We start from the raw sequence: 21,405 nt of genomic DNA, 5'->3' as shown, positions 1-21,405 counted from the left end.
GCTCGTCTGACGTTTTATGGCCTTAGTCGCCTTACTTTGCGTTCTTCACTGCCGTGGCGATCGAGACTGACGGGTCGAGGAAAGGCACCAGCGTGGACTGGAAGGCATGATAGACGTCGGATTTGCCCGGCCATACCGTGCCGATGACGTGGTTGCTCTGGTCGAGTTGGTGGAACCAGCTGCCCTTTTCGTGGTCGATCAGATGTTCGTCGACATACTGGGCGAAGGTCGCATACCAATCGAGATATTCTTCCTTGTCAGTGACCTTGTAAAGCGTTGAAGAGGTGTTGAGCGACTCGGCCAGCGTCCAATGCATGCGGTCGGTGACCACCGGTTCGCCGTTCCAATCGACGGTGTAGGCCATGCCAACCGTGCCGTTTCGGTTCCAACCGTCAGCGACTGCTTGGTTGAATAGGTGTTCGGCGGCATCGATATACGGTTTGGCTCCGGCGCGGTTGGCAAAGGAGCTCAGCGCCCACTGCGTAATCAGACGCGCCCATTCGATGCCGTGGCCCGGGGTGGCGCCGTAAGGCTTGAACTGGTCGTCCTTCTTGTCGGTGTTGTATTCGAGGTTGATCGACCAATCAGGGCCGAAATGTTCCGGGATACGCCAGTGGTTGTTCTCCGCCCAACCCACGACGTGGTCGATGATGCGGCCGGCGCGCACACGGTACTTGTTGTCGCCGGTGGCGTCGGCGACGGCGAGGAAGGCCTCGGTGGTGTGCATGTTGGCGTTGACGCCACGGTAGTCGTCGAGCTTGCTGAACGTGGAATCCCAAGTGTCTACGACGAGTCCTGCTTCGTCATCCCAGAAATATTCGTCGTAGATTTTGAGGACTTCGTCTAGTAGTTCCTTCGCGCCGGGACGTCCCGCAAGCAGGGCCGAGGACGCCGATAGGATGACAAAAGCGTGCGGATAGCAGGTCTTGCCTTCTTCGGGTGTGCCGTTAGCCTGGATTGAGGGATACCAGCCGCCATTCTCGTCGTCGTGCAGGATGCCGGTCAAGCCCTTAAGTCCGGCGTCCACCAGCGCAACGGCCCCGGGATAGCCCAGCATTGCGGCGATGGAGTAGACATGCGTCATGCGTCCGGTGATCCAGGTCTGTACGCCGTGCGACGGATCGATGCGGCCTTCGTCGTCAAGCCATCCTGAACCTCCTTGTGGTACGGGAAAGCCCTTGCCGAAGTTCAGCAGTTCGTAAGTTTCGTTGGCCATAAACGTACGGTTGGCCACGGTGCCCAGCTCGTATTTCGGATTCGTCATGGTATTCCTTTCATCTGCTCTGTATGCCGGTTGGCCTGACATCGACCTTTCGGCCATCCACTTCAAATATCGCTGTAATGTTGACAATACCTACTTGACCGTTGAGTTGTGCCTCTGTTATCGGTATGGATTCAGCTTGCCGATATGTCAGAAGACGGGTATTTTTGTCTGAACGCATTATATCGTTCATCAGTGCAGCACTTTGATATCGAAGTAATCCATGACCAGCTCGCAGAACATCATGTTGGACCAGCTGAACCATGGCCTCGTGTATAGGCTCGGATCGTTGACGTCGAAGCTTTCGTGCATCAGATGTGTGCCGTTGGTGGTGGTGGCCAGTGTATCGAGCAGGCGTGCCTTTTCGTTCTTATTGTCGCTGGTAAGTCCCTGTACCGATAGCGCGATGGGCCAGACACGATTCGGCTTGGTGTGGGAAGAACCAATTCCGGAGGCATAACGGCCGGAATAATAGTATGGGTTTTCGTCGCTCAGAAGCGTGCGTCTGGTCGTTTGGTAGGTCGGGTCGTTCTCGTCGCAGAAACCCAGATATGGTGCCGCAAGCAGATTGGGGATGTTGGCGTCGTCCATCAGCGTGGCGTGGCCGAGCCCATCGGTTTCGTAAGCGTAAACGGTTTCTCCGTCCTGGTTTCGTGTTCTGCCGAATTCGCGTATACCCTTGCCGATTTCGTCTCGTAGTTTCCTTGCGCGTTGCACGATATCGGGTTTGTTCAATTTTGCAGGAAGATTCGGATTGCTGTCATCGAAGAGACGAACGATATAACCGAGAATTACGTAGGCGAACATGTTGGCAGGTACCAGATAGTGGTAGGTGCAGGTGTCGTCGCTCGGGCGAAATCCTGACCAGGTCATGCCGGTTCTGGCTACTGGAGTACCTTTCCCATTGGTTAGGGTGTCGGTGACCAGATCGGTGTCCCTGAAAAAGAAATATGGTGAACTTCCATGATCCTGTTCCACGCTGAAAACTTTGAGTATGGAATCGATGCCTTTGATGAAGACGTCGTCGAAATGGGCGGTGTAGCCTGTATTGCGATAAAGCAGCCAGGCGAGTTGAACCGGATAGCACAACGAATCCACTTCATACTTACGTTCCCAAATCCATGGGCTATCGCTGTCTGTCTGGTCATCGCGGTTGCCCGATGCTCCGTTCGGGAATTCATTGAAGGCGTTGGCATAGGGATCGATGGTGATATAGAAGAACTGTCGACGGGAAAGACCTCCAATTATTCTTGCCATTTCAGGGTCATTGGCGGCTATCGGTAGATAAGGTCGAACCTGTGCTGTCGAATCCCGTAGCCACATGGCAGGGATGTCACCGGTAAGCGCAAACGTAGTGCCATCATCTTCGAGCCTCAAGGCAGAGGTCAGGGTACTCACGTAGGCCTTATCAAATGTCTGTGACCATAAGGCGTGTTCGTCGCCGCATAACGCGTGGATGCGCTGAATAAAATCCGTAACCGATTCAGGTGGTTTCTTCTTTGCTTTGGCAATCATCGGCGATTCTTCCCTTCGTTCGGATATCCGATTATCGATGTGCACGAACTAAAACACGAAAAACCGGCACCGCAGAAACCGATTCCTGCAATGCCGGCTTTTATACCAATTAGTATGTCGATTACTTACCGGTTTTGCACTTATTTCTCGGCTTCGGCCAGATAGTCGGGAATGTTTTCCGGATACTCGGGCCAAGCGCCGTTCTGCGTGCAGACGAAGGCGGCGGTGTTGACGGCGGCGCGGTGCGCTTCCTGTAGCGACGAGCCGGTGAGAATCTTGGCGGTGAACGTGCCGGAGAAGGAATCACCGGCGCCTACGGTGTCGACCACGTCGACGCGTGGGGTGTCGAGTGTGGAGGATTCACCGTCCTTGGCGATGATGGTGCTGAAGGTCGAGCCTCCGGTCAGGATGACGTAGTTCAGGTTGTATTTTTCCATGAACCAGTTGCATGCCGCCTCGTCGGAGGTGCCGCGGATGTCGAACATGTCGCGCAGCAGCAGGAGTTCGGCGTCGTTGATCTTGAAGACGGTGGCATAGCCGAGCAGTTCTTCGATCAGTTCCTTGGAGTAGTGGTCGCCGCGAATGTTGATGTCGAAGAACTTCATGGCGGTGGGCTTGGCGTGCTTTAAGAGCTCGACGATGGTGTCGTGGGATTCCTGGCTGCGCAGTGCGAGCGTACCGTAGCAGATCGCGTCGGCTTTCTGCACCATGTTGATCAGCTCGCGGGTGTAGAGGATGTGGTCCCAAGCCACGCCTTTGATAATGGTATATTCCGGGATGCCGTTCTTGAGTGCGACCTCGACGGTGGAGGTGGGCCATGCGTTGCGCTGCACGATGGACTCGACGCCGGACTTCTTGATGGCTTCGACGAGTTCATCGCCCAACGGGTCTTCGCCGACGGCGCTGATGGCGTGGCCTTCCGCGCCGTTCATCGCGGCGTGATAGGCGAAATTGACGGGGGCTCCGCCTGCGCGCTTGCCGGTCGGGAGCATATCCCAGAGCAGTTCTCCTAGAGATACAACGATTGGCTTGGTCATAATATGATCCTTTCTTACATCTTTTATAACAATTTTTAAGTTATGGTTTTTCAATTTTTATTCAGCTATCCGTCTTGAGTCAGGCAGTCGCTGCGGAGCCGGTTCTATTGCGTTGCATTTTGTCTCGTTCATTCAGTATTTCCGGGCGGGTGAGCGGCGCGGAAATAGGAGGGACGATCCAAAAACTGGGTGATGGCCGTGGCGGCGGCGCCGAGCACGGCCGCGTCGGTGGGAAGGCTGGAAAGGGTGATTTCGGTGGATTGCGCGATTTCGGAGATGACTCGTTCATTGACCATGGCCTGCGCCGCGTCGAGCAGCTGTTGCCCGCCAAGCGCTCCGATATCGCCCAAAACGATACGACGGGGGTTGAAGGCGTTGCAGATGGTGACGCATCCGTAGCCCACGTAACGGCCGATGTCGGCGACCAGGCGACGGGCCTCATCGACGCGTCCAGCATTGGCGTTTTGCTGCTCGGCGAGTGCAAACAACGCTTGGCATGCTTCGATATGCGTCATTGTCGCAGAGCCTTGGATGATGCCAAGCTTGTCGATTTGCTGGTGAATCGCGCCTGCGGAGCAATAACATTCCAAGCATCCCACATTGCCGCATTCGCACTTCCTGCCGTTGACCGCGTCAATGGAGACATGCCCGAGTTCCGTGGAAGCACCCAGATTGCCGTAGATGAGCCTGCCGTTTTCGATGACCCCGAGGCCGACGCCTTCGCCGAGCAGAAAGTACGCCAGACTCCCGGCGTCGTCAAGTCCACCGAACAGCCGCTGTGCCAAAGCGCCGGCACGAGCGTCTTGTTCGATGAAAACGGGAACAGGGCAGTCTTGCCCGAATTCCTTTTGGAAGTTGATATTACGCCAATGCGGCATGCTGGAAACCAGCGCGGCGTAACCGGTGCCATGCAAGTATGGGCCGGGCACAGCCATGCCGATGGCGACGATATCGTGGTCGGTTTCGAGCAGGGAATCGATGGTTTTGTGTGTGGAAGCGATGGCTGCGTCGATGGTATCGTCGCTGACTCGTGGCATGTCCGTGAGGCTCAGGCGCTCGCCGTTCAAGTCGAAGACGCCGATTTGCACCAAGCTGCGCGCGAATTTGACACCGATGAAATGAAATCGTTCGGTATCGATTTTTAATCCGATGGACCTGCGGCGTTTGCTGCCTTTCATATCGCCAGTTTCGGCGACAATGCCGGCCTCAATCAGACGTGCGGTAATTTTCGTGATGGCGGCGGGTGTCAGTCCCAGCGCCTTGGCAATTTGCGCTCGCGAGGAGACGCCATAGTGGTAGAGATGCCATAAAGTCCGTGAACGGTTGCGTTCGGAAACAACGGATTGCGGAGCAGAGGCGTGCGCCAAATCATCGGAAAAATCGGGCGTCGAAGGCGCCAAGTGGTCGATGGAGAAGGTCTGTGCTGCAGCAAGAGGCGTTGAGGATTCGCTGTTGTCACGCATCTGACACCTCCTCGGGCCAATTTGCATCTGCAACCGCCTTTTATAGCGATTACACATTGATGAACTGCCTTCATATATTAACGAGGTTAATAAGAAAAGGCAAATCCGATTACAAAGGAGATTGATTTGCGCTAGATTTTTAGCTGGTCGTTGTTTAACGCCGTACAGATATTGTGCCTCCGATTGTTCTGATCGGAGGCACAATTGTCTTTCGAATCAGTGAAGGTGCCCGTCGGTGACGAACAAGGCGTGGGCATCGCCTCTGGTCTTGTTGCGCTGGTATTCGTCGAAAATTTTGAGGCGCTCGACGGTGCTTTTCGCAAGTGGATGGGGAAGATTGTCACGCGAGAACCAGCCGACTTTGAGGCTTTCGTCGTCGCCGACGAATGGGTCGGCGTTGCCGCCCAGCTTGAGACGGCACAGGAAGGAATGGTCCATATATTGTGTGCGGTCGCCGTTTTCGTAAGTGATGATGTCCGACGACGAAACGACGGCGACCAAGTCGGTGACTTCGGCATCGACGCCGGTTTCCTCCTTGATTTCACGCACGACGGTATCGGCAGGTTGTTCGCCAGGCTCGTTGATGCCATACACCATCGCCCATTCGCCGGTATCTGCTCGCTGCCCCAGCAGAATCCGACCCTGCGAATCCTCCACAAGCCCGGTGACCCCATTGAGCCAGAGCAAATCGTGCCCGATTTTCTTGCGCAGCTGTAAAATGAACGATGGTGTGGTCATGAATATTCCTTTATTACTTCCTGGCGGCCGCGCGCTGCGCCATCCACTCTTCTACGTCATCGATCTGCTTAGGAATGTCCTTGGAAATCCATTCCGGGCCGTTTTCGGTCATCAGCACGTCGTCTTCGATACGCACGCCGATGCCGCGCATCTCCGGCGGAATCAGCAGATCGTTCTTGGCGAAGTAGAGGCCCGGTTCGATGGTGAAGACCATGCCCGGCGTGATCTTCGCGCCCTGATAGGACTCATAGCGGGCCTGCGCGCAGTCGTGCACGTCGAGGCCGAGATGGTGGGCGACGCCGCAAGCGAGCCAACGGCGATGCTGCTGGCCTTCGGGGGAGAGCGATTCCTCCACATCGACCTTCAGGATGCCCCAGTCGTGTAGTTTCTGTGCGATGACGCGCATGCAGGCGTGATGGATGTCAGAGTAGGTGGCGCCGGGCTTAGCAGCCTCAAAACCGGCCTGCTGTGAATCGAGCACCGCTTGATAGATCTTCTTCTGCAGCGGCGTAAACTTGCCGTCCACCGGGAAAGTGCGGGTGATGTCGGCGGTGTAGAGGCTATCGACCTCGATGCCGGCGTCAATCAGCAGCATCTCGCCGTGGCCGACGACGCCGGTGTTGCGCATCCAGTGCAGAATCGGTGCGTGCTCGCCGGAAGCGACGATGGTGTCGTAACCGACGGTGTTGCCTTCTTCGCGCGAAACGGCGTTGAATTCGCCCTCAAGCATGCGCTCGCTGCGCGGCTTGCCGACGGCTTCGGGTAGACGGGTCAGGATGCGGTCGAAACCGTCCTTGGTGGCGGCGACGGCCTTGCGGATCTCGCCGACCTCGTAAGAGTCCTTGACCATGCGTGCGGTCGAAGCGAATTCCTGCAGTTCATCATCTGCCTTTTCGTTGGCGGCCGGGTCGGGGAAACCGTTGGCTTCGCGCACGTTCTCGATCTCGGCTGTCACTTGCGGATCGGCCAAACGAACCACGCGCATCTGTACAGCACCGGCTTCCGCACCGACATCCTTGCCCAAAGCATCCGGCAGTTGGGCGATATCGTGAGTGGCGATGCCGGTCATCGCGTTAAGTTCTTTCAAGCCTGCACGCGGGCCGACCCAATACTCGCCGTAATGGGCGTCGACGTAATAGGCTTCGGTGCTGTTGTCGGCGCGGGGAGCCACGAATAGTTCCGGCGTATGCGTCTTGCCGGCCTTGGCCTCGTCGCTTTCCGGATCGACCGGGTTCAGCACGAGCACCGCTCCGGCTTCATAATCCTGTCCAAGTCCGGTGTAATAGGAGAATTCGGTGTTGGGGCGGAAGGCATAGTCGTCATCGTTGTTGCGCACTTTCGGCGTGCCGGCCGGAATGACGATACGTTCACCGGGGAAGCGCTTGCCTAGCGCCTCGAGACGTGCGGGAATGAACTTGCTGGACTCCAGCGGCTCGATTTGCGGTTCTTGGTTATCCCAACCGGTCTTCATGAATTCCGCGAATTTCTTCGACGTGGTGGGCCGCAACGTGCGATTGTTGGTCCTGTCTTCCATCGGTTGGTCCGCTCCCGGCGCTTCTGCCATTTCCTGTGCCTCGTATTCCTTGTCTTTCGGCGTAATGACTTCGCTCATACGTGTTCTCCTAATTGGTGAAATCTCGCTTGCCATTCTAATAACCCGTGCGGTCGGGCCGCAAGGAAATGTCGGAGCATGGAATGCGTCATCGGTGGCAGGATTTCACAGACGTGTCATTCGCCGTTCGGCTTAGCGCTTTCGAGGCCGTTTCATAGAATGGTTATGTCTATTTTTCAAGGGAATCAAGCCAAAACGAGGTCTTATGTCATTCGAGCATCCGAAAACCAACGGGGTCAGTATTCGCGAGGTCGAGCGCGAGATCATGAGCCGACGCACCACCCACGAGGAACTGGGCCACGACCTCGAGGTCATGGACCTGATGCTTGACCTCTTAGGGCACCCGGAAGACACGTTCCGCATCATTCATATCACCGGCACCAACGGCAAGGGTTCCACCGCCCGCATGGCCGAGGCCATCTGCCGAGCCTATGGCATGCGTACTGGGCTGTACACTTCGCCGCACCTTCAGAAAATTAACGAGCGCATCGCTGTTGACGGCCAGCAGCTTTCCGATGACGATTTCATCGATACCTGGATGCAGATTAAGGATTTTGTAGCTTTGGTCGACCACAAGATGGAGGCCGACGGCAAGGCGCCGATGAGCTATTTCGAAATTCTGACGGCGATGGCTGTTTGGAAGTTTGCTGACGCACCTGTTGACGTGGCCATTTTCGAGGTCGGCATGGGCGGCAAATGGGATGCCACCAACGCACTCAACGGCGATGCCGCGGTCATCGGGCCGGTCGATATGGACCACATGCAATGGCTGGGGGACACGGTCGAGAAGATAGCCACCGAGAAAGCCGGGATTATCAAGCACGAATCCACCGCCATCATCGGCGCGCAGCCGCACGAGGCCGAAGTCATGCCGATTCTGGAGCAGGCGGCTGTGGCCGAGCACGCCACGCTGATCCGCGATGGCGAGGAGATGGAGGTCGTCTCGCGTCAGCCTGCGGTCGGCGGCCAGCTGGTCACGTTCCGCACGCCGAATGGCACCTACGAGGACATCCCGGTTGCCAAGTTTGGCGAACATCAGGCTCATAACGCCTTGGCGGCGCTTGCAGCGGCTGAGGTCGTCATGCCGGTCAACGGACAGCTCACGCAGGACGTGGTGGCGGAAGCGCTGGGCGGGGTCAAGATTCCCGGGCGCATCGAGCAGGTGCGCACCTCGCCGACCATCATCGTCGACGGTGGACACAACGTCAACGCCGCCGAATCGCTGCGTGCGGCGCTCGAGGAAAACTACAGCTTCGAGCAGCTGGTCGGCGTGGTCGCCATGATGAAAGACAAACAGGTCGAGGAATATCTCGGCACTCTCGAGCCGATTCTGAGCCATATCATCGTCACCGAAAACTCGTGGCGAGATCGCGTGATGCCCGCTGAAGAGCTAGAGAAGATTGCCGTCGGCGTCTTCGGCCGCGACCGCGTCACCCGCATCGACAACCTTCCCGACGCCATCCAGGAGGCCGTCAACATGGTGGATGCCGATGACGAGCTCGGTGTTGGTTACGGCCACGGCGTGCTCATCTGCGGCAGCTTCGTCACCGCCGGTGATGCCCGCACGCTGCTGATGGAAAAGAAGAACCCGGAGCTTGCGCTGCCCAAGTCTCAGCGTGTGTCTGGCAAGGCTGCTGATGGCAAGAATGGCAACGATAAGGACGATTCCGGAACCGAAAATTCCAAGAACGAGGACGAGGATATCGTCTCCGAGGTCTTCGGCGACGCGTTCGGCGATTTCGGAGTCAAGCAGGTCCCGTTCGAAGGCGAGCCCGAGCCCGGCAACACCGCCGAGCAGCTTCGTCATCATGCCAATGGCAGCGACAGTGGTAATGGCAATGGTGACGGTGGCAACGCCGGCAAGTAATTCTAACCCGTGAGAAAAGCGCCTTTTTAACCCCAAAAAGGTGCTTTTCGCCGCAGTTAGATCGTCAGTCAGTGAGAAAAGCACGTTTTTGGGTCGATTTTCGTGCTTTTCGTCGCAGTCGTGGCATTAACGGCTGATTTGTTGGGTTGCCCTAGACGGTATGATATCTAAAGACGGCAAAAGCATCACAACAAGATGTTAAGGGTAAGCAGAAATAGCAGAGGAAGCATCATCCATGTATCTGAAGGAACTGACGCTCAAGGGATTCAAATCCTTTGCCTCTGCGACCACTCTGCGCTTTGAGCCGGGCATTACGGCTGTGGTCGGGCCGAACGGTTCCGGCAAATCCAATATCGTCGACGCGTTGACGTGGGTGATGGGGGAGCAGGGCGCCAAGAACCTGCGTGGCACCTCGATGGAAGACGTGATTTTCGCCGGCACCTCTTCGCGTCCGCTGCTGGGACGCGCGCAAGTCAGCCTTACCATCGACAATACAGACGGTACGCTCGATATCGACTACACCGAAGTCACCATCAGCCGCACCATCTACCGCAACGGTGGCTCCGAATACGCCATCAACGGTTCGCCCTGCCGTTTGCTCGACATTCAGGAGTTGTTGAGCGACACGGGCTTGGGCCAGCAGATGCATGTCATCGTCGGTCAGGGCAGACTTGACGAGATTCTGAAGGCCGACCCTGCCGGTCACCGCGCCTTCATCGAAGAGGCCGCGGGCATTTTAAAGCACCGCAAGCGCAAGGAACGAGCGATACGCAAGCTTAAGAACACTGAGGCGAACCTTGCACGCACCGACGATTTGCTCCATGAGATTCGTCGGCAGCTGGGGCCGCTCGGACGTCAGGCCAAGATTTCGCGAAGGGCCGCGAGCATTCAGATTTCCTTACGTGACGCACAGTCGAGGATTTTCGCCGAGGATGCCCAAAAATCCATGGAAAGTCGTGCGAAACTACGTAACGACTTGGGCGATGTGCGTCGAGAACTGGAAACCGCGCAACGTGATCTGGCGAAAGTCAAGGTGCATATCGAGCAAGTTGAGGCGCTGAGTTCCGAGTCCAGCCCGGCCATGGAGAAAATCAACGAGACATGGCACGAGCTTTCGAGCATCGAGGAACGGTTCCGTTCGCTGGCTTCTTTGGCCGATGAACGTGCGCGTTCCCTTGCCGGTCAGATGATTACGAACTTCGGCGAGGCCCCGGACATTCTCGAGTCCCGTGCCAAGGAATTGGATGGGCAGGCCGAAGCGCAGAAAAAGAACGTTTCCGACATGCGCATCGCGTATGACAAAGCGACGGAATCTCGCGCCGGCAATGAAAAACAGCTAGCGGCAGCCCGCCAGACCTTGACGGAACTGCGCAAGGCTGCGCAGGAGCACACTTCGAAGGTGGCCAATCTGCGACAGCTCAAGACCCGCGAGGAATCGGCCATTGAACTGGCGCAAAGCCGTTCCAAGGATTTCAACGGGCAACGTGAATCCATCGCCAAACAGCGTGATGATGCCACTGCCCAACGTGACGCTTTCGAAGCGGAAACGCAGAACGCTGGTGAGGAAGACAGCGCCGCTGAGCTCGAAGCGGCGAAAACCGCGATGCAGCAGCGTCAGGAAGAGCTTGACGCTTTGCAGGAGCAATTGCGTGCCACAACAGCCAAAGTAACGGCACTCAAGGCCAAGGCCGACGCACTGAACGAGACGTTGGAAAGCCGCAACGCTTCCGGCGAGCTGGAGCAGGACGATGCTGTGGCGGCATTGGGCAGGCTTGCCGACTTCATTCACGTTGAGGACGGCTGGGAAGAAGCCATCGCCCATGCGCTCGACCAGTTTGCCAGTGCCATCGTTGTGCCTGGCAAATCCAATATGGTTGAGGCCTTGCGTCGGGCCAGTGAAGGAAAGCTGGGGCAGGCTGTTGTATTGCATCCGCTTGAAGACGGAGCTGTTAATGACGCTGAAACCGGAAATACTAACGGGAAAGACAGCCAATATCCGGTTCGCTGTGCTTCGACTTTGGTAAGTGCCAATGATTCCGCTAAAGACGCTGATTTCGCCGAAAACGTCGTTCGTGCCGTTCGTCTGTTGCTCGATGACGTTGCTGCCGTGCCCGATATGGACACCGCGCTGGAAGCCGTGGAGGGCAAGCGGTTCAGCCAGGCCGTCACCAAATCCGGCGAAGTGGTCAATGCTGTGGGCGCCATCGGCGGTTCGTCGCGCTCGCAGAGTGATTTGTCATTGGCTGCACGTCGTGACAAAGCCATGGCAGAGGCGAAGAAACTTCAAGCTGAAGCGGATGCTATACAACCAAAGATTGAAGCGGCAACGGAGGCGCGAGACAAGGCCCGTCTTGAGGTCGATAGGCAATCGCAACAGCGTATCCAGGCCAAGGTGAAAGCCGACCAGGCCCGCAAGAACCTCAAGAATGTCGAGGAACGGGTCAAGCAACTGACTCGGCAATTGAACGGCCTTGACGAGAAAATCAAGCAGACTGACGATGACCGTCAGACCCACCAGCTTAAGCTTGAGGATTTGGCGCAAGCGCTGGAAACCGCGGAACATTCCGATACCGACAATGAGGACTTTGACGACTTGGACAAGCGCGTCCACGAGCTCGAGACCACGCTTGACAAGGCACGTGAGCAGGAAGTTTCGGCCAAGATTGTCTGGAATGACGCCAATCGCAAGGCTGATTCGTTGGTCCGTCAGGCCGGGTTGTTGCATGATCAGGCGAGTGAGGCCGTGGCAAGGCGCACAAAAATGAAGGCGCTCAATGAAAAGCGCGAACGTCAGCAGGCCCATGACCGGCAGATTGCCGCCGATGCACGAGGCATGGCTTCGTTGGTTGCCGCCGAGCTCAAGACTGTGGTCGCCAAACGCGATGAGCTTTCCAAGGCTGCTTCGAGTCATGACGCCCAGCTGAAACAACTGCGTGCACAACGCGACGAAGCTGAGCCAAAAGTGGCCACTTTGCAGCAGCGTGAACACGAGTTGGATGTGAATCGCGAGCGCTTGGCCGCGCAATATGGCCAGATCGAGCAGAAGGTCTCGGATACGTTGGGCATGGATCTCGAGGCGCTGGTCGATGAATACGGCCCCGACAAGCTGGTTCCGGTGCTGGACGACGAAGGCCACCCGATTCCGCTGGAAAATGCCGGGGATTCAGACACCCCTGTTGCCGGTAATGTCGAAAGTAATACGTTTGGTAATCGTCCTGATGCTTCCGCTGTATCTGTGGATTCCGCCGTTCAAAGGGCTAAAGCCACAAGAGCTGCAAGTGACAGTAGCAACAGCGGGAACATCCAAGACGACAGTGCAGAGAATACGTCTGAGCCCGATGGTCTAAACAGTTCAGGCGAAGACGCATCGAAGTCTGATGGCCGTTACCATTTAGCCGAAGATGCGTCTGAAGTCGATGATCAGCACGATTCAGACGAGGACGCGTCAGAAGCTCATGAACAGTATGTCTCGGAGCAAGACTCGCCAATCGACGCCGGTCACTATCAGATGGTGCCGTACGTGCGCGCCGAGCAGGAGAAGCGTTTGCACAAGGCCGAACGCGACCTGAAAGCGCTGGGCAAGATCAACCCGCTGGCGGCCGAGGAATTCGACGCGCTCGAGACGCGCAACCAGTACCTGAACGACCAGCGCAACGATGTCGCCAAGAGCCGAGACGATTTGCTGAAGCTCATCAAGGATCTTGACCACACGATGATTGAGGTGTTCAAGAACGCTTTCGATGACACGGCGGCAGCGTTTGAAAAGGTCTTCGCGACACTGTTCCCAGGTGGCAAGGGCCGTCTGCGTTTGGAAAACCCTGACGATTTGCTCACCACTGGTGTCATCGTTGAGGCCAGCCCTGCAGGCAAGCGCGTCAAGCAACTCAGCTTGCTCTCCGGTGGCGAACGCAGTCTCACGGCGTTGGCATTGCTCTTCGCCATCTTCACCGCGCGCCCGAGCCCGTTCTACGTCATGGACGAGGTCGAGGCCGCACTTGACGACATCAACCTGACTCGCCTGATCAACGCATTCAACGACCTGCGCAAGCATGCCCAACTCATCATCATCACCCACCAGCAGCGCACGATGGCCATCGCCGATGCTCTCTACGGCGTCACGATGCGTTCCGACGGCGTCACTGCGGTCGTGAGTCAGAAGCTCGGGCACGAATAGTAAAAGTACTTTAGTTTTGGGTACCGTGGAGCCTTGGGATATACAATGTTCGACACGCTCTGGGCTGAGCTGTTAAGCGGACAATCCGGTGGATTGTCCGTAAGCGAAGTGAGCGCGATATATCGAGCGCGAAAGTAAAATCCGGGATTTTACAGGCCAAGTCTTTACGGTCTAACATCGCATATCCCAAGACCCCACTACTTAAGTAGATAAAGTCACGTTGGAGGCAGGATTATCCGCAACCAACATCGAAATAGCAAAATTTAGTTTCGCAACGCCTTCGCGCGAGCCACGGTATCTTCGGCGAGAATGGTCTGGGCGTCGATGATGGGCAGGTCGGGAAGCGGGAAAGCCTCGTTTAGGACCGAGAGCTCGGTGCAGCCTAGGACCACGATATCGCAACGATAGCGAGCCGACGGGGATTTGTCTAGGAACGTGTCGATGACGGTGCGATAGCGCCCCAAATCAAGCGGCCCGCCGCTTTTCACATCGTCGTAGATGAGCGAATCGATGCGCTTCTGCAGTTTGTCGTCAGGCTCGATGAACGTATATCCGGCGGCTTCGATCTCACGCTGATACAGGCCGGAATGACGGGAGCCCTCAGTGCCCATGAATCCTACGCGCGGATGCGTTGCGACGGGCAGAGTCGCCTTCATGCGTTCCACGGCACCGGTCAGCATATTGAGAATCGGCACGTTGGTGAGCTCTTGGAAACGCGGCAGCATGAAATGCGCGGTGTTGCAGGGAATCGTAATGAAGCTGGCGCCGATGGCCGTGGCCTTGGCAATGTCATCGGCGATGACGGGGAAGGGGTCGTCGGAGCTGTCGCCCAGCATGAACGCCGTCCGATCGGGCACGGAAGCGTCATTGAAGACCACGTAATCAAGAAAATCCTGATCGGTGGTGGCATCGCTCATCTTGTCGATGAGCCGGATATACGATTCGGTCGCCAAAGTTCCCATGCCGCCAATGACGGCGAAAAACGGTCGTTTCACTTAAGATCCGCCTTCTGCTTGAAATACTCTGCGTAACGCTTTTTATAGATCGAGAACGCGTGCCGGATCAACAGCCAGCGCATCGGGTTCATATCCTTGCGATATTCCAGCGTCGTGCCCCAATCGCCGTCCGCGATCATCTTCATGCCGCGCCGCTTGTCCTCGCCATCTACCACGTAATCGCGGAAGATCGAGCGCGGAATCTCCATCCAAAGCTTGTCGCCGCGACCGATGACGGTCTTACCGTTAAACGCGGTGTCTTCCACCAAATCCTCGACGAAGTAGCGGGCGAGGTTGTAGCCGTTCAAAGTCACGAAATAGCTGGAACGGCCTTGCCGCAGGTTGATTTCGAACAGCTTGTAAGTCTGGTCCCGATCGTCGTATTTCATATCGAAGTTGGCGACGCCTTCATAGCCGATGTCCTCGAGGAACGCCATGATTTTCAGGCATATTTCCTCGTTGTAATCGGGGATGATGGCTGCGTAGTTGCCCACGGCCTCAGGCGTGGGGTCCTCGAGCAGCGGGTGGCCGAGGAACATCATGCGCACGCGATGGTGGCGGTCGACGTAGGCGTTGAGCACGCGCATGTGCGAGTCGTCGCCGGGGATGAAGTCCTGCAGGATCATTTCGGCGTGATAGCCGGCACCGTAGGCGAGGTTGATAAGCTTATCCAGCTCTTCCGGTGTTTCGATGACGAACGCCTTCTTGCGCCCCGGGAAGTCGATATCGAGCCATGCGGCGGAATCGGCCGGTTTCATGGCGACGGGGAAGTTGAACGGCAGGTCCTTGTATTCGCCGTTCGCCACACCTTCCTCGGTCATGACCTTGGTCTTGGGGTAGGGCAGCCCGTAATGCTCGCAGGTCTCGTAGAAGGTGTTCTTGTAACTCAGTTGCTTGTTGAGCGCCGGATCGAGGGTGTTGAAAACATAAAATAGCGCCAAGCCCCCGCTGTTCTCGCTTAAGAGGTTCGCATAGAGGTCGCCGCAGGGGATGAGCAGCAACGTGGTGTCAGGATGGCTGGATTTGAATGCCTTGGCGTAGTCGATGAGCGTCTTGCGGAACGTCACGGCCTCGCCGAATCCCTCGACGATATGGACGTCGACAATCTTGCTGAATCTGGTGGGCGCGAGCTGGAAGTGCGCGAAGGCCGTCGAAACGACACCATACGCCTCGTGGAAGGCACGGGCCATGCCGTAGGCGTTGATATCGCTGCCCAAAAGTACCGGTTGGAATTGCTTCATGGTGATTAGCTTACCTCTTAAAAAGTACGAAAATGGTGGATGATGACGGATTAACGCGGGAACAGCACGTTTGCGCTCTGGCGTGTTTATGGGGACGGCAGCACGCATAAGCCGTGACCTGAACGAGCGAGCTACTTTATTTTGCAGTCTTTGCGGGGACGATAAAGGATGTGTGATCCGTGGTCATTGGTGTTGTTTTTCGTATTGACCGGAATCGGCGGATTATCGTCGTGGCCCGTGCTGGGTTCGCTGCTCGCCCGATTTATGAATCCGCCTGGCCGAACAGCCTGGTGACGATATGCGTATCACCTTCGTAGGGGGCGTGTTTGCCGTCCACCTTGAGCCATTGCTCTTCGCCTTTGCCGACGATCAGCAGCACGTCGAAACCATCGTGCGCCTGTGCCTCGTCGATAGCGGTTTCCACGGCCTTCTGCCGGTCGACGATGATAGATGATTCCACATTGGGGTCGTTGACGGCGGCTTGCATGGTCTCGCAGATATCTTCCGCGCGTTCCCTGTCGGGGTCGTCGCTGGTGATGATGATGCGGTCGACGCGGTGTTGTGCGGCGTCGATGATTTCCTGCCTGCGATCCACGGCCTTGCCGCCCGCGGATCCACTTACTAGCGTAATGCGTGGTTTGTTCGCGCCATACCGCTCTATCGTGAAGTCGATCAGCGCGGAGACGCTGGCATAATTATGGGCGAAATCGACGATGGCGACGTTTGGTCCGTGCGTATCCTTGAACTGCTCCATGCGTCCTGAAATACGAACGTTCTCAAGGGCATGCGAGATTTTTCTATCATTGAGATCGGCGCCGGCCAGACCCGCAATGGTAAGCGCAGCAGCCGCGTTGGCATAGTTGAAATCGCCGTCCATGTTGAGCTTGTAGGTATCGGTTGTGTCCGCAACGCCGATATGGAACGCGGTACGGTCCTTATCTGCCGGCCAGGCGACAGTATCGGCTTCGGTACCGTTGCCGCGTTCCTCGGCCGTATGCAGCGCGAAAGTCGTGACAGGAACGCCAGCAGCTGCCGCGTCTTCCTTGATCAAATCGGCGTGGTCGCAATCGGCGCCCAGCACCAGCGCCTTGCTGTTGGCCGTGATCTGCCGTTTGCAATACAGATAGTCCTCGAACGTAGGATGCTCGATGGGGCTGATGTGGTCGGGGGAGATATTCAAAAATGCTCCGACGTCGAAGGTGAGTCCGTAGACGCGGTCCACCTTGTAGGCCTGCGAGGAGACTTCCATAACGAGGTAGCGCATCCCGTTATCAAGGGCTTCCCGCATCATGCGGAACGCGTCCATCGATTCCGGCGTGGTCAACGCTGAGGCGGTGTAGGTATGCCCGTCAAGGCAATTGTCGACCGACGAAAACAGAGCGGCCTTGCCGTCGCTGGCAGCGTTCAGAATCGCTTGGACGAAGTAGGCAGTGGTCGTTTTGCCTTTGGTTCCGGTGATGCCGATAACCGTCAGTTCGTCTTGCGGCCGGCCGTAGAATTGCGCGGAAAGCAGGCTCATTGCCTCGCGTATGTTATTGACGATAATGCCGACGGCGCCACATTCGGCGCTGAAATCCGTTTCCGCAACATAGGCCTGAAGCCCGCGTTCGTCGCAGCCGGCAAGATAGTCCGCTTTGAAATGCCCTTTGCAGCACAAGAGCGTTCCTTCACGCACTTGCCTGGTGTCATAGGTAATGGAGGTGAAAGCGTCGGTGGCGCCGCCAAAGCGGGCGGGGTCGCGCGACCAAGTCTCGCCTTGTATGATTTCCCGCAAAAGATGATGCTTTTCAAGCAATTCAACCGCAGTCGCCAATGTCAGAGCCATGCTAAACCTTTCTTGTCATTCATAAGGCTAGCGCATGGTGGGCGCGAAAATAAAGCGCGTGTGGCACAATCAAATGGAACTTACACATCGCGATTATTCTGCTGTCGAAGCTTTTATCCGTTTATGGGAAAAGGGCTATGCGGAAAGGTTTTACAGCCAGCTGTCGTTGACAGGTCTGCGACCACGCGAAAGCATCCATTTGTTGAATGATTCCTTCCACGCGTCATGGGCCTTGCGCTGCCAGTCCATGAGCTCGCCGAGCTTCAGGTTGCCGACCTGCGGGTAGAGCGTGGACATCGGCTTGATGAGGTCCACAGCTGCGGTGGTGTCAGCTGTGGCGTCGTGGAAGTCGCCGTGCGGCTCCACGCCGTAATATTCGGTGGTGTAGGTCAATGTGCGCTTGCCGTGGCGATGCGAAATCTCGCGGTCGATCACCAGCGGGTCGACCACCAAAAGTTCATCGGGCAGAGCCTGAAGTTTCCATCGCTTGAGATCTCCGGAAAGCATGCGCACGTCGAAAGGTGCGTTGTAGGCGAGCAGCGGGATGTCTTTGTTTTGGGCTGCGGTGACGATGGAGCCGATGGTGGCGATGGCGTCACCGGGTTCTGCACCGTTGGCCTCAAGGAATTCGTCGGTGAATCCGTTTACTCGGCTTGCGCCTTCGCTCATGTGATGGTGTGGATTGATCACCCATTCCGCCACGACGTCGCCTTCGTAGTCTTTTGCTGGATCGCGCAGGACCAGCGAGGCGGAAACGATTGCATCTTTGGCGTGAGTGCCGGTGGTTTCGGTATCGAAACCGAGTAACCAAGCTTTCCCGAGGGTAGTGTCGTCGCCCTGCGTAGGGGCTTGTGCTATGGCATCCAACATAACCGCCGCGTTGTCGCCATTCGATATTTTTTGTGTTGAAGTCATACTAATATTGTGCGTGTCGATTCCGACATTAAATTATCTTTTTCTCAAGATGAACGGGATTTATGGTTCTTTTTTGACTTTTACAAGTTGTTTATGATAAACGAATGTGGAGTATAACAAATTAATTTCAAAAATCTGTCTAATAAAACATATGAAATATTGAAAAATGTCATAATAAAATCTTGGGAAGGCGCGTGTCGGACGTCGTAAGGTCAACGTTTAGAATGGTACTGTGACACGAACGGATGAAGCACAGCCCAAGCAGTCAGAGCACGAGACCACCGCGCAGAAGCGCGCACGTTTCGAAGCGCTCGCGATGCCTGCCGTCAACGCGCTCTACCGTCAGGCGATGAAACTGACGAACAATCCGGAGGATGCCCAGGACTTGGTGCAGGACGCTTACGAGCGCGCGTTCAAGGCCTTCGACAGCTTCCGTCCCGGCAGCAATTTCGAGGCGTGGATGACCACCATCGAGCGCAATGCCTACTTCAACCAGTACGCCAAGGCCAAGCGTCGTCCTCAGCGTGCCAACGATTCGACCGGGGAGTATGACGATTGGGATATCTATTCCGCCTCCGATCATTCCTCGGAAGGGCTTAAATCCGCGGAACAGGAATATCTGGATGGTTTCGCGCCGGCCGAGATCATGCAAGCGTTGGACTCGCTTTCCCCTGAGCGTCGGCAGGTTTTCATCGACACCGCCATCGATGGCAAATCCTACAAGCAGGTTGCCAAAGAGCAGGGGATCAAGATCGGCACCGTGATGAGTCGGCTCAATCGCGCGCGCTCGCAGCTCAAGGACGAGCTGACCGAGTATGCCCGCCAGCGTGGCTATGGCAAGGAGACAGGAACAGAGTCCGGGGACGCTACGAAATCCGGAGAGAAGGATGAGCCTACGAAATCGGCGAAACCTACGAAATCTGCGGATCTGACAGAAAAAGCTGAAGCGACGATACCTGTGAAACCGGCAAGGCCTGTGAAACTCATCAAAAAAGACGGCAAGTAAGCCGAAACCGCATCTTCACTATCCGCGAACCCCAAAACAGCCAAAATGAGTAATAATAGTCAATTAGATGTAACGAAAGGAGAACGACGATGGACGGACGAATCGAGCGTACCAGCCGAGTGGTGGTGAGAAGCCAACATTCCGATGGCATGACGCGAACCGACATCGAAATTTCCCGTTACGATTCGAGCAATCGCGTCTCCGACGACGAATGCTTCAACCCGGAATCCTGCTGCGATGCCCGCGAAAAGGCATTGATTGACGAACTGCGCGATTTGCTGCGTCCTACCTCCGCCCCGCAATGCCTCATCGCCAAGCTTGAGGCGACGCTCGATCGCTGCTGCCTCGAGGAATCCTGCGGCGGCGAAGTCGCGTCCGCATAAGGTCTCCAGGTCTCCGCGACTTATCAAATTCGTTTCCGGCCACGCTTTTGTGCGTGGCTTTTTTGTAGGTTCCGGCTGGCATCGTCGTCGTCACCAATCAGGCAGCATAATTCATATACGAAAAATGCCCCGCATTTGCTGCGAGGCATTCTCTTTATTCGCTTAACCTAACGAACTCAGGCATTTGGCCTTTTGCCGTGGTTGGCCGCCTTTTTGCGGCGTGCCTTACGCTTACGTCCGCGCATTCCCATGATGGACTCCTTTACCTTAATGAATAAGCCTTAGGCATTATCGCACGTTGTTGCGACTTCACGCAAGCCAACGCTAAAGATTTGGCGCGGACTTGCAGTATGAGCCGTGTCGATTCAGCGCTGCTCTGCCTTGAAATAAAGGTTGGTCGAGCTGGTTTCACTGGGCTTGATGGCGATGAGGTCCTTACCGCTGTTGAACGCGTTGGCATAGGCTGTCTGCGGCTCGATGGCGACGCCGGCCGGGTGGCTCTCGGGCGCGAAACCGGTGCCGGTGCACATCTGGAACGAGGTGATGGTTTTGTCGCCACCGACGCTCACGGCCAATCCGTCGGGGCGCGTCAACGTGGCAAAGGTGTTGCCGTCGGCGTCACGTTCGACGTCGGTCCAAGCATCATCATACGGCTGCTCGGTGAGCGCCGTGGGCTGGCGCAGGTCGTACTTGCCGCTGACGGGCTCGGTGCCGGTGGGCAGCAGACGCTCGTTGACGGTGACGTGCGTGCGCGCCGGAATAGTAACCGAGCACTGTGCGTTCTGCCCGTCGATCTCGTCGCCGTAGCCACCGAATCCGTTGGCGATCCATGGGTGGATGGCCAAGGCCCAGGGCGCGTCAATGGTGTCGTTATTAGTGGCGGAGAGGGTGAGTTGAAGCCCATCGTCGCTCAAACTGAACACGGCGCGGACCAGCAGGTCGAAGGGGTAGCCTTTCATGTTGCCGGTCCGCCAGGTAAGCGCGACGCGATCCTCCTCGAGGCTTTCCAGCTTCCAGAACGCCCGGTAACCGTAGCCGTGGATGGCATTGTGTTTCTCGTGCTCGTCGATGGGCAGCGTGTAGGTCTTGCCTTCAAAGGTATAGACACCGTCTTCGATGCGGTTGGGGAAGGGGACGAGCAGCTCGCCGTTGGTGCAGGGCACGGGCTTGTCCGCGTCCCACGAGGCGATCATGTCCTTGCCGCGGTAGGTGAGTTTGCGCAGCGTTGCGCCGAGCTCGGTGACCACAGCCGTGTAGTCGCCGTGCGAAATAGTGAATTGCTGGCCCGAGCGTGGGGGCAGGTTTGGTGAAGTCATATCAACTCCTGTGTAGAAACGTATTTGTTACCGTTCACTATTCTAATGCATTGTCTT

15 protein-coding genes are annotated in these 21,405 nt (G+C 56.5%); 4 read left to right on the top strand and 11 right to left on the bottom strand.

Annotation, left to right across the window (positions count from 1 at the left end):
- Window positions 1-31: 31 nt before the first annotated feature.
- The 6 genes from OZX72_RS06505 to OZX72_RS06480 form a co-directional block, all read right to left on the bottom strand.
- A complete protein-coding gene (locus tag OZX72_RS06505; RefSeq protein ID WP_277157870.1) occupies window positions 32-1,264 on the bottom strand; it encodes an AGE family epimerase/isomerase in 1,233 nt (410 codons plus the stop codon).
- A 189-nt stretch (window positions 1,265-1,453) separates the two neighbouring features.
- Entirely contained in the window at window positions 1,454-2,776 is a 1,323-nt protein-coding gene (locus OZX72_RS06500; protein WP_277157869.1) for a glycoside hydrolase family 125 protein, read from the bottom strand.
- 140 nt (window positions 2,777-2,916) lie between these two features.
- Window positions 2,917-3,813: a carbohydrate kinase gene (locus OZX72_RS06495; RefSeq protein ID WP_277157868.1), complete on the bottom strand. Its 897-nt coding sequence runs from the start codon at window positions 3,811-3,813 to the stop codon at window positions 2,917-2,919.
- 128 nt (window positions 3,814-3,941) lie between these two features.
- Complete coding sequence (locus OZX72_RS06490; protein ID WP_277157867.1) at window positions 3,942-5,276, bottom strand: ROK family transcriptional regulator; 1,335 nt, start codon at window positions 5,274-5,276, stop codon at window positions 3,942-3,944.
- A 216-nt stretch (window positions 5,277-5,492) separates the two neighbouring features.
- Window positions 5,493-6,014 (bottom strand): NUDIX domain-containing protein, encoded by a 522-nt coding sequence (locus tag OZX72_RS06485; protein WP_277157866.1) that lies wholly within the window; start codon window positions 6,012-6,014, stop codon window positions 5,493-5,495.
- A gap of 13 nt (window positions 6,015-6,027) precedes the next feature.
- Window positions 6,028-7,626 carry an aminopeptidase P family protein gene (locus OZX72_RS06480; RefSeq protein WP_277157865.1) on the bottom strand — a complete coding sequence of 533 codons (1,599 nt, stop codon included), beginning with the start codon at window positions 7,624-7,626 and terminating at the stop codon, window positions 6,028-6,030.
- Between the two features lie 205 nt (window positions 7,627-7,831).
- Here OZX72_RS06480 and OZX72_RS06475 point away from each other — a divergent pair, with 205 nt between their 5' ends.
- Together OZX72_RS06475 and OZX72_RS06470 are read left to right on the top strand one after the other, a co-directional pair.
- The gene (locus OZX72_RS06475; protein ID WP_277157864.1) at window positions 7,832-9,493 is read left to right on the top strand and encodes a folylpolyglutamate synthase/dihydrofolate synthase family protein; all 1,662 of its coding nucleotides are present in this window, start codon (window positions 7,832-7,834) and stop codon (window positions 9,491-9,493) included.
- A gap of 235 nt (window positions 9,494-9,728) precedes the next feature.
- Entirely contained in the window at window positions 9,729-13,667 is a 3,939-nt protein-coding gene (locus OZX72_RS06470; protein WP_277157863.1) for an AAA family ATPase, read from the top strand.
- A 263-nt stretch (window positions 13,668-13,930) separates the two neighbouring features.
- Here the strand turns inward: OZX72_RS06470 and OZX72_RS06465 are convergent, their stop codons facing one another.
- The 4 genes from OZX72_RS06465 to OZX72_RS06450 form a co-directional block, all read right to left on the bottom strand.
- The gene (locus OZX72_RS06465; RefSeq protein ID WP_277157862.1) at window positions 13,931-14,662 is read right to left on the bottom strand and encodes an amino acid racemase; all 732 of its coding nucleotides are present in this window, start codon (window positions 14,660-14,662) and stop codon (window positions 13,931-13,933) included.
- Window positions 14,659-15,903 carry a carboxylate--amine ligase gene (locus OZX72_RS06460; RefSeq protein ID WP_277157861.1) on the bottom strand — a complete coding sequence of 415 codons (1,245 nt, stop codon included), beginning with the start codon at window positions 15,901-15,903 and terminating at the stop codon, window positions 14,659-14,661. The genes OZX72_RS06465 and OZX72_RS06460 overlap by 4 nt, the downstream gene beginning before the upstream one ends.
- 262 nt (window positions 15,904-16,165) lie before the next feature.
- Complete coding sequence (locus tag OZX72_RS06455) at window positions 16,166-17,728, bottom strand: UDP-N-acetylmuramoyl-L-alanyl-D-glutamate--2,6-diaminopimelate ligase (protein ID WP_277157860.1); 1,563 nt, start codon at window positions 17,726-17,728, stop codon at window positions 16,166-16,168.
- A gap of 150 nt (window positions 17,729-17,878) precedes the next feature.
- Window positions 17,879-18,643 carry an exonuclease domain-containing protein gene (locus tag OZX72_RS06450; RefSeq protein WP_277157859.1) on the bottom strand — a complete coding sequence of 255 codons (765 nt, stop codon included), beginning with the start codon at window positions 18,641-18,643 and terminating at the stop codon, window positions 17,879-17,881.
- A gap of 316 nt (window positions 18,644-18,959) precedes the next feature.
- Between OZX72_RS06450 and OZX72_RS06445 the strand changes: the two genes are divergently transcribed.
- A complete protein-coding gene (locus OZX72_RS06445) occupies window positions 18,960-19,649 on the top strand; it encodes a sigma-70 family RNA polymerase sigma factor (RefSeq protein ID WP_277159390.1) in 690 nt (229 codons plus the stop codon).
- A gap of 89 nt (window positions 19,650-19,738) precedes the next feature.
- Window positions 19,739-20,032: a hypothetical protein gene (locus OZX72_RS06440; protein ID WP_277157858.1), complete on the top strand. Its 294-nt coding sequence runs from the start codon at window positions 19,739-19,741 to the stop codon at window positions 20,030-20,032.
- A 365-nt stretch (window positions 20,033-20,397) separates the two neighbouring features.
- On the opposite strand, the gene OZX72_RS06435 is transcribed toward OZX72_RS06440, so the two are convergent.
- The gene (locus tag OZX72_RS06435; RefSeq protein WP_277157857.1) at window positions 20,398-21,348 is read right to left on the bottom strand and encodes an aldose 1-epimerase family protein; all 951 of its coding nucleotides are present in this window, start codon (window positions 21,346-21,348) and stop codon (window positions 20,398-20,400) included.
- Window positions 21,349-21,405 lie beyond the last annotated feature (57 nt).

The organism is Bifidobacterium sp. ESL0769, assembly GCF_029395495.1.
GTDB lineage: Bacteria > Actinomycetota > Actinomycetes > Actinomycetales > Bifidobacteriaceae > Bifidobacterium.
Note: the sequence above shows the minus strand (reverse complement) of the source record. Positions and strands in the feature narration are given on the sequence as shown.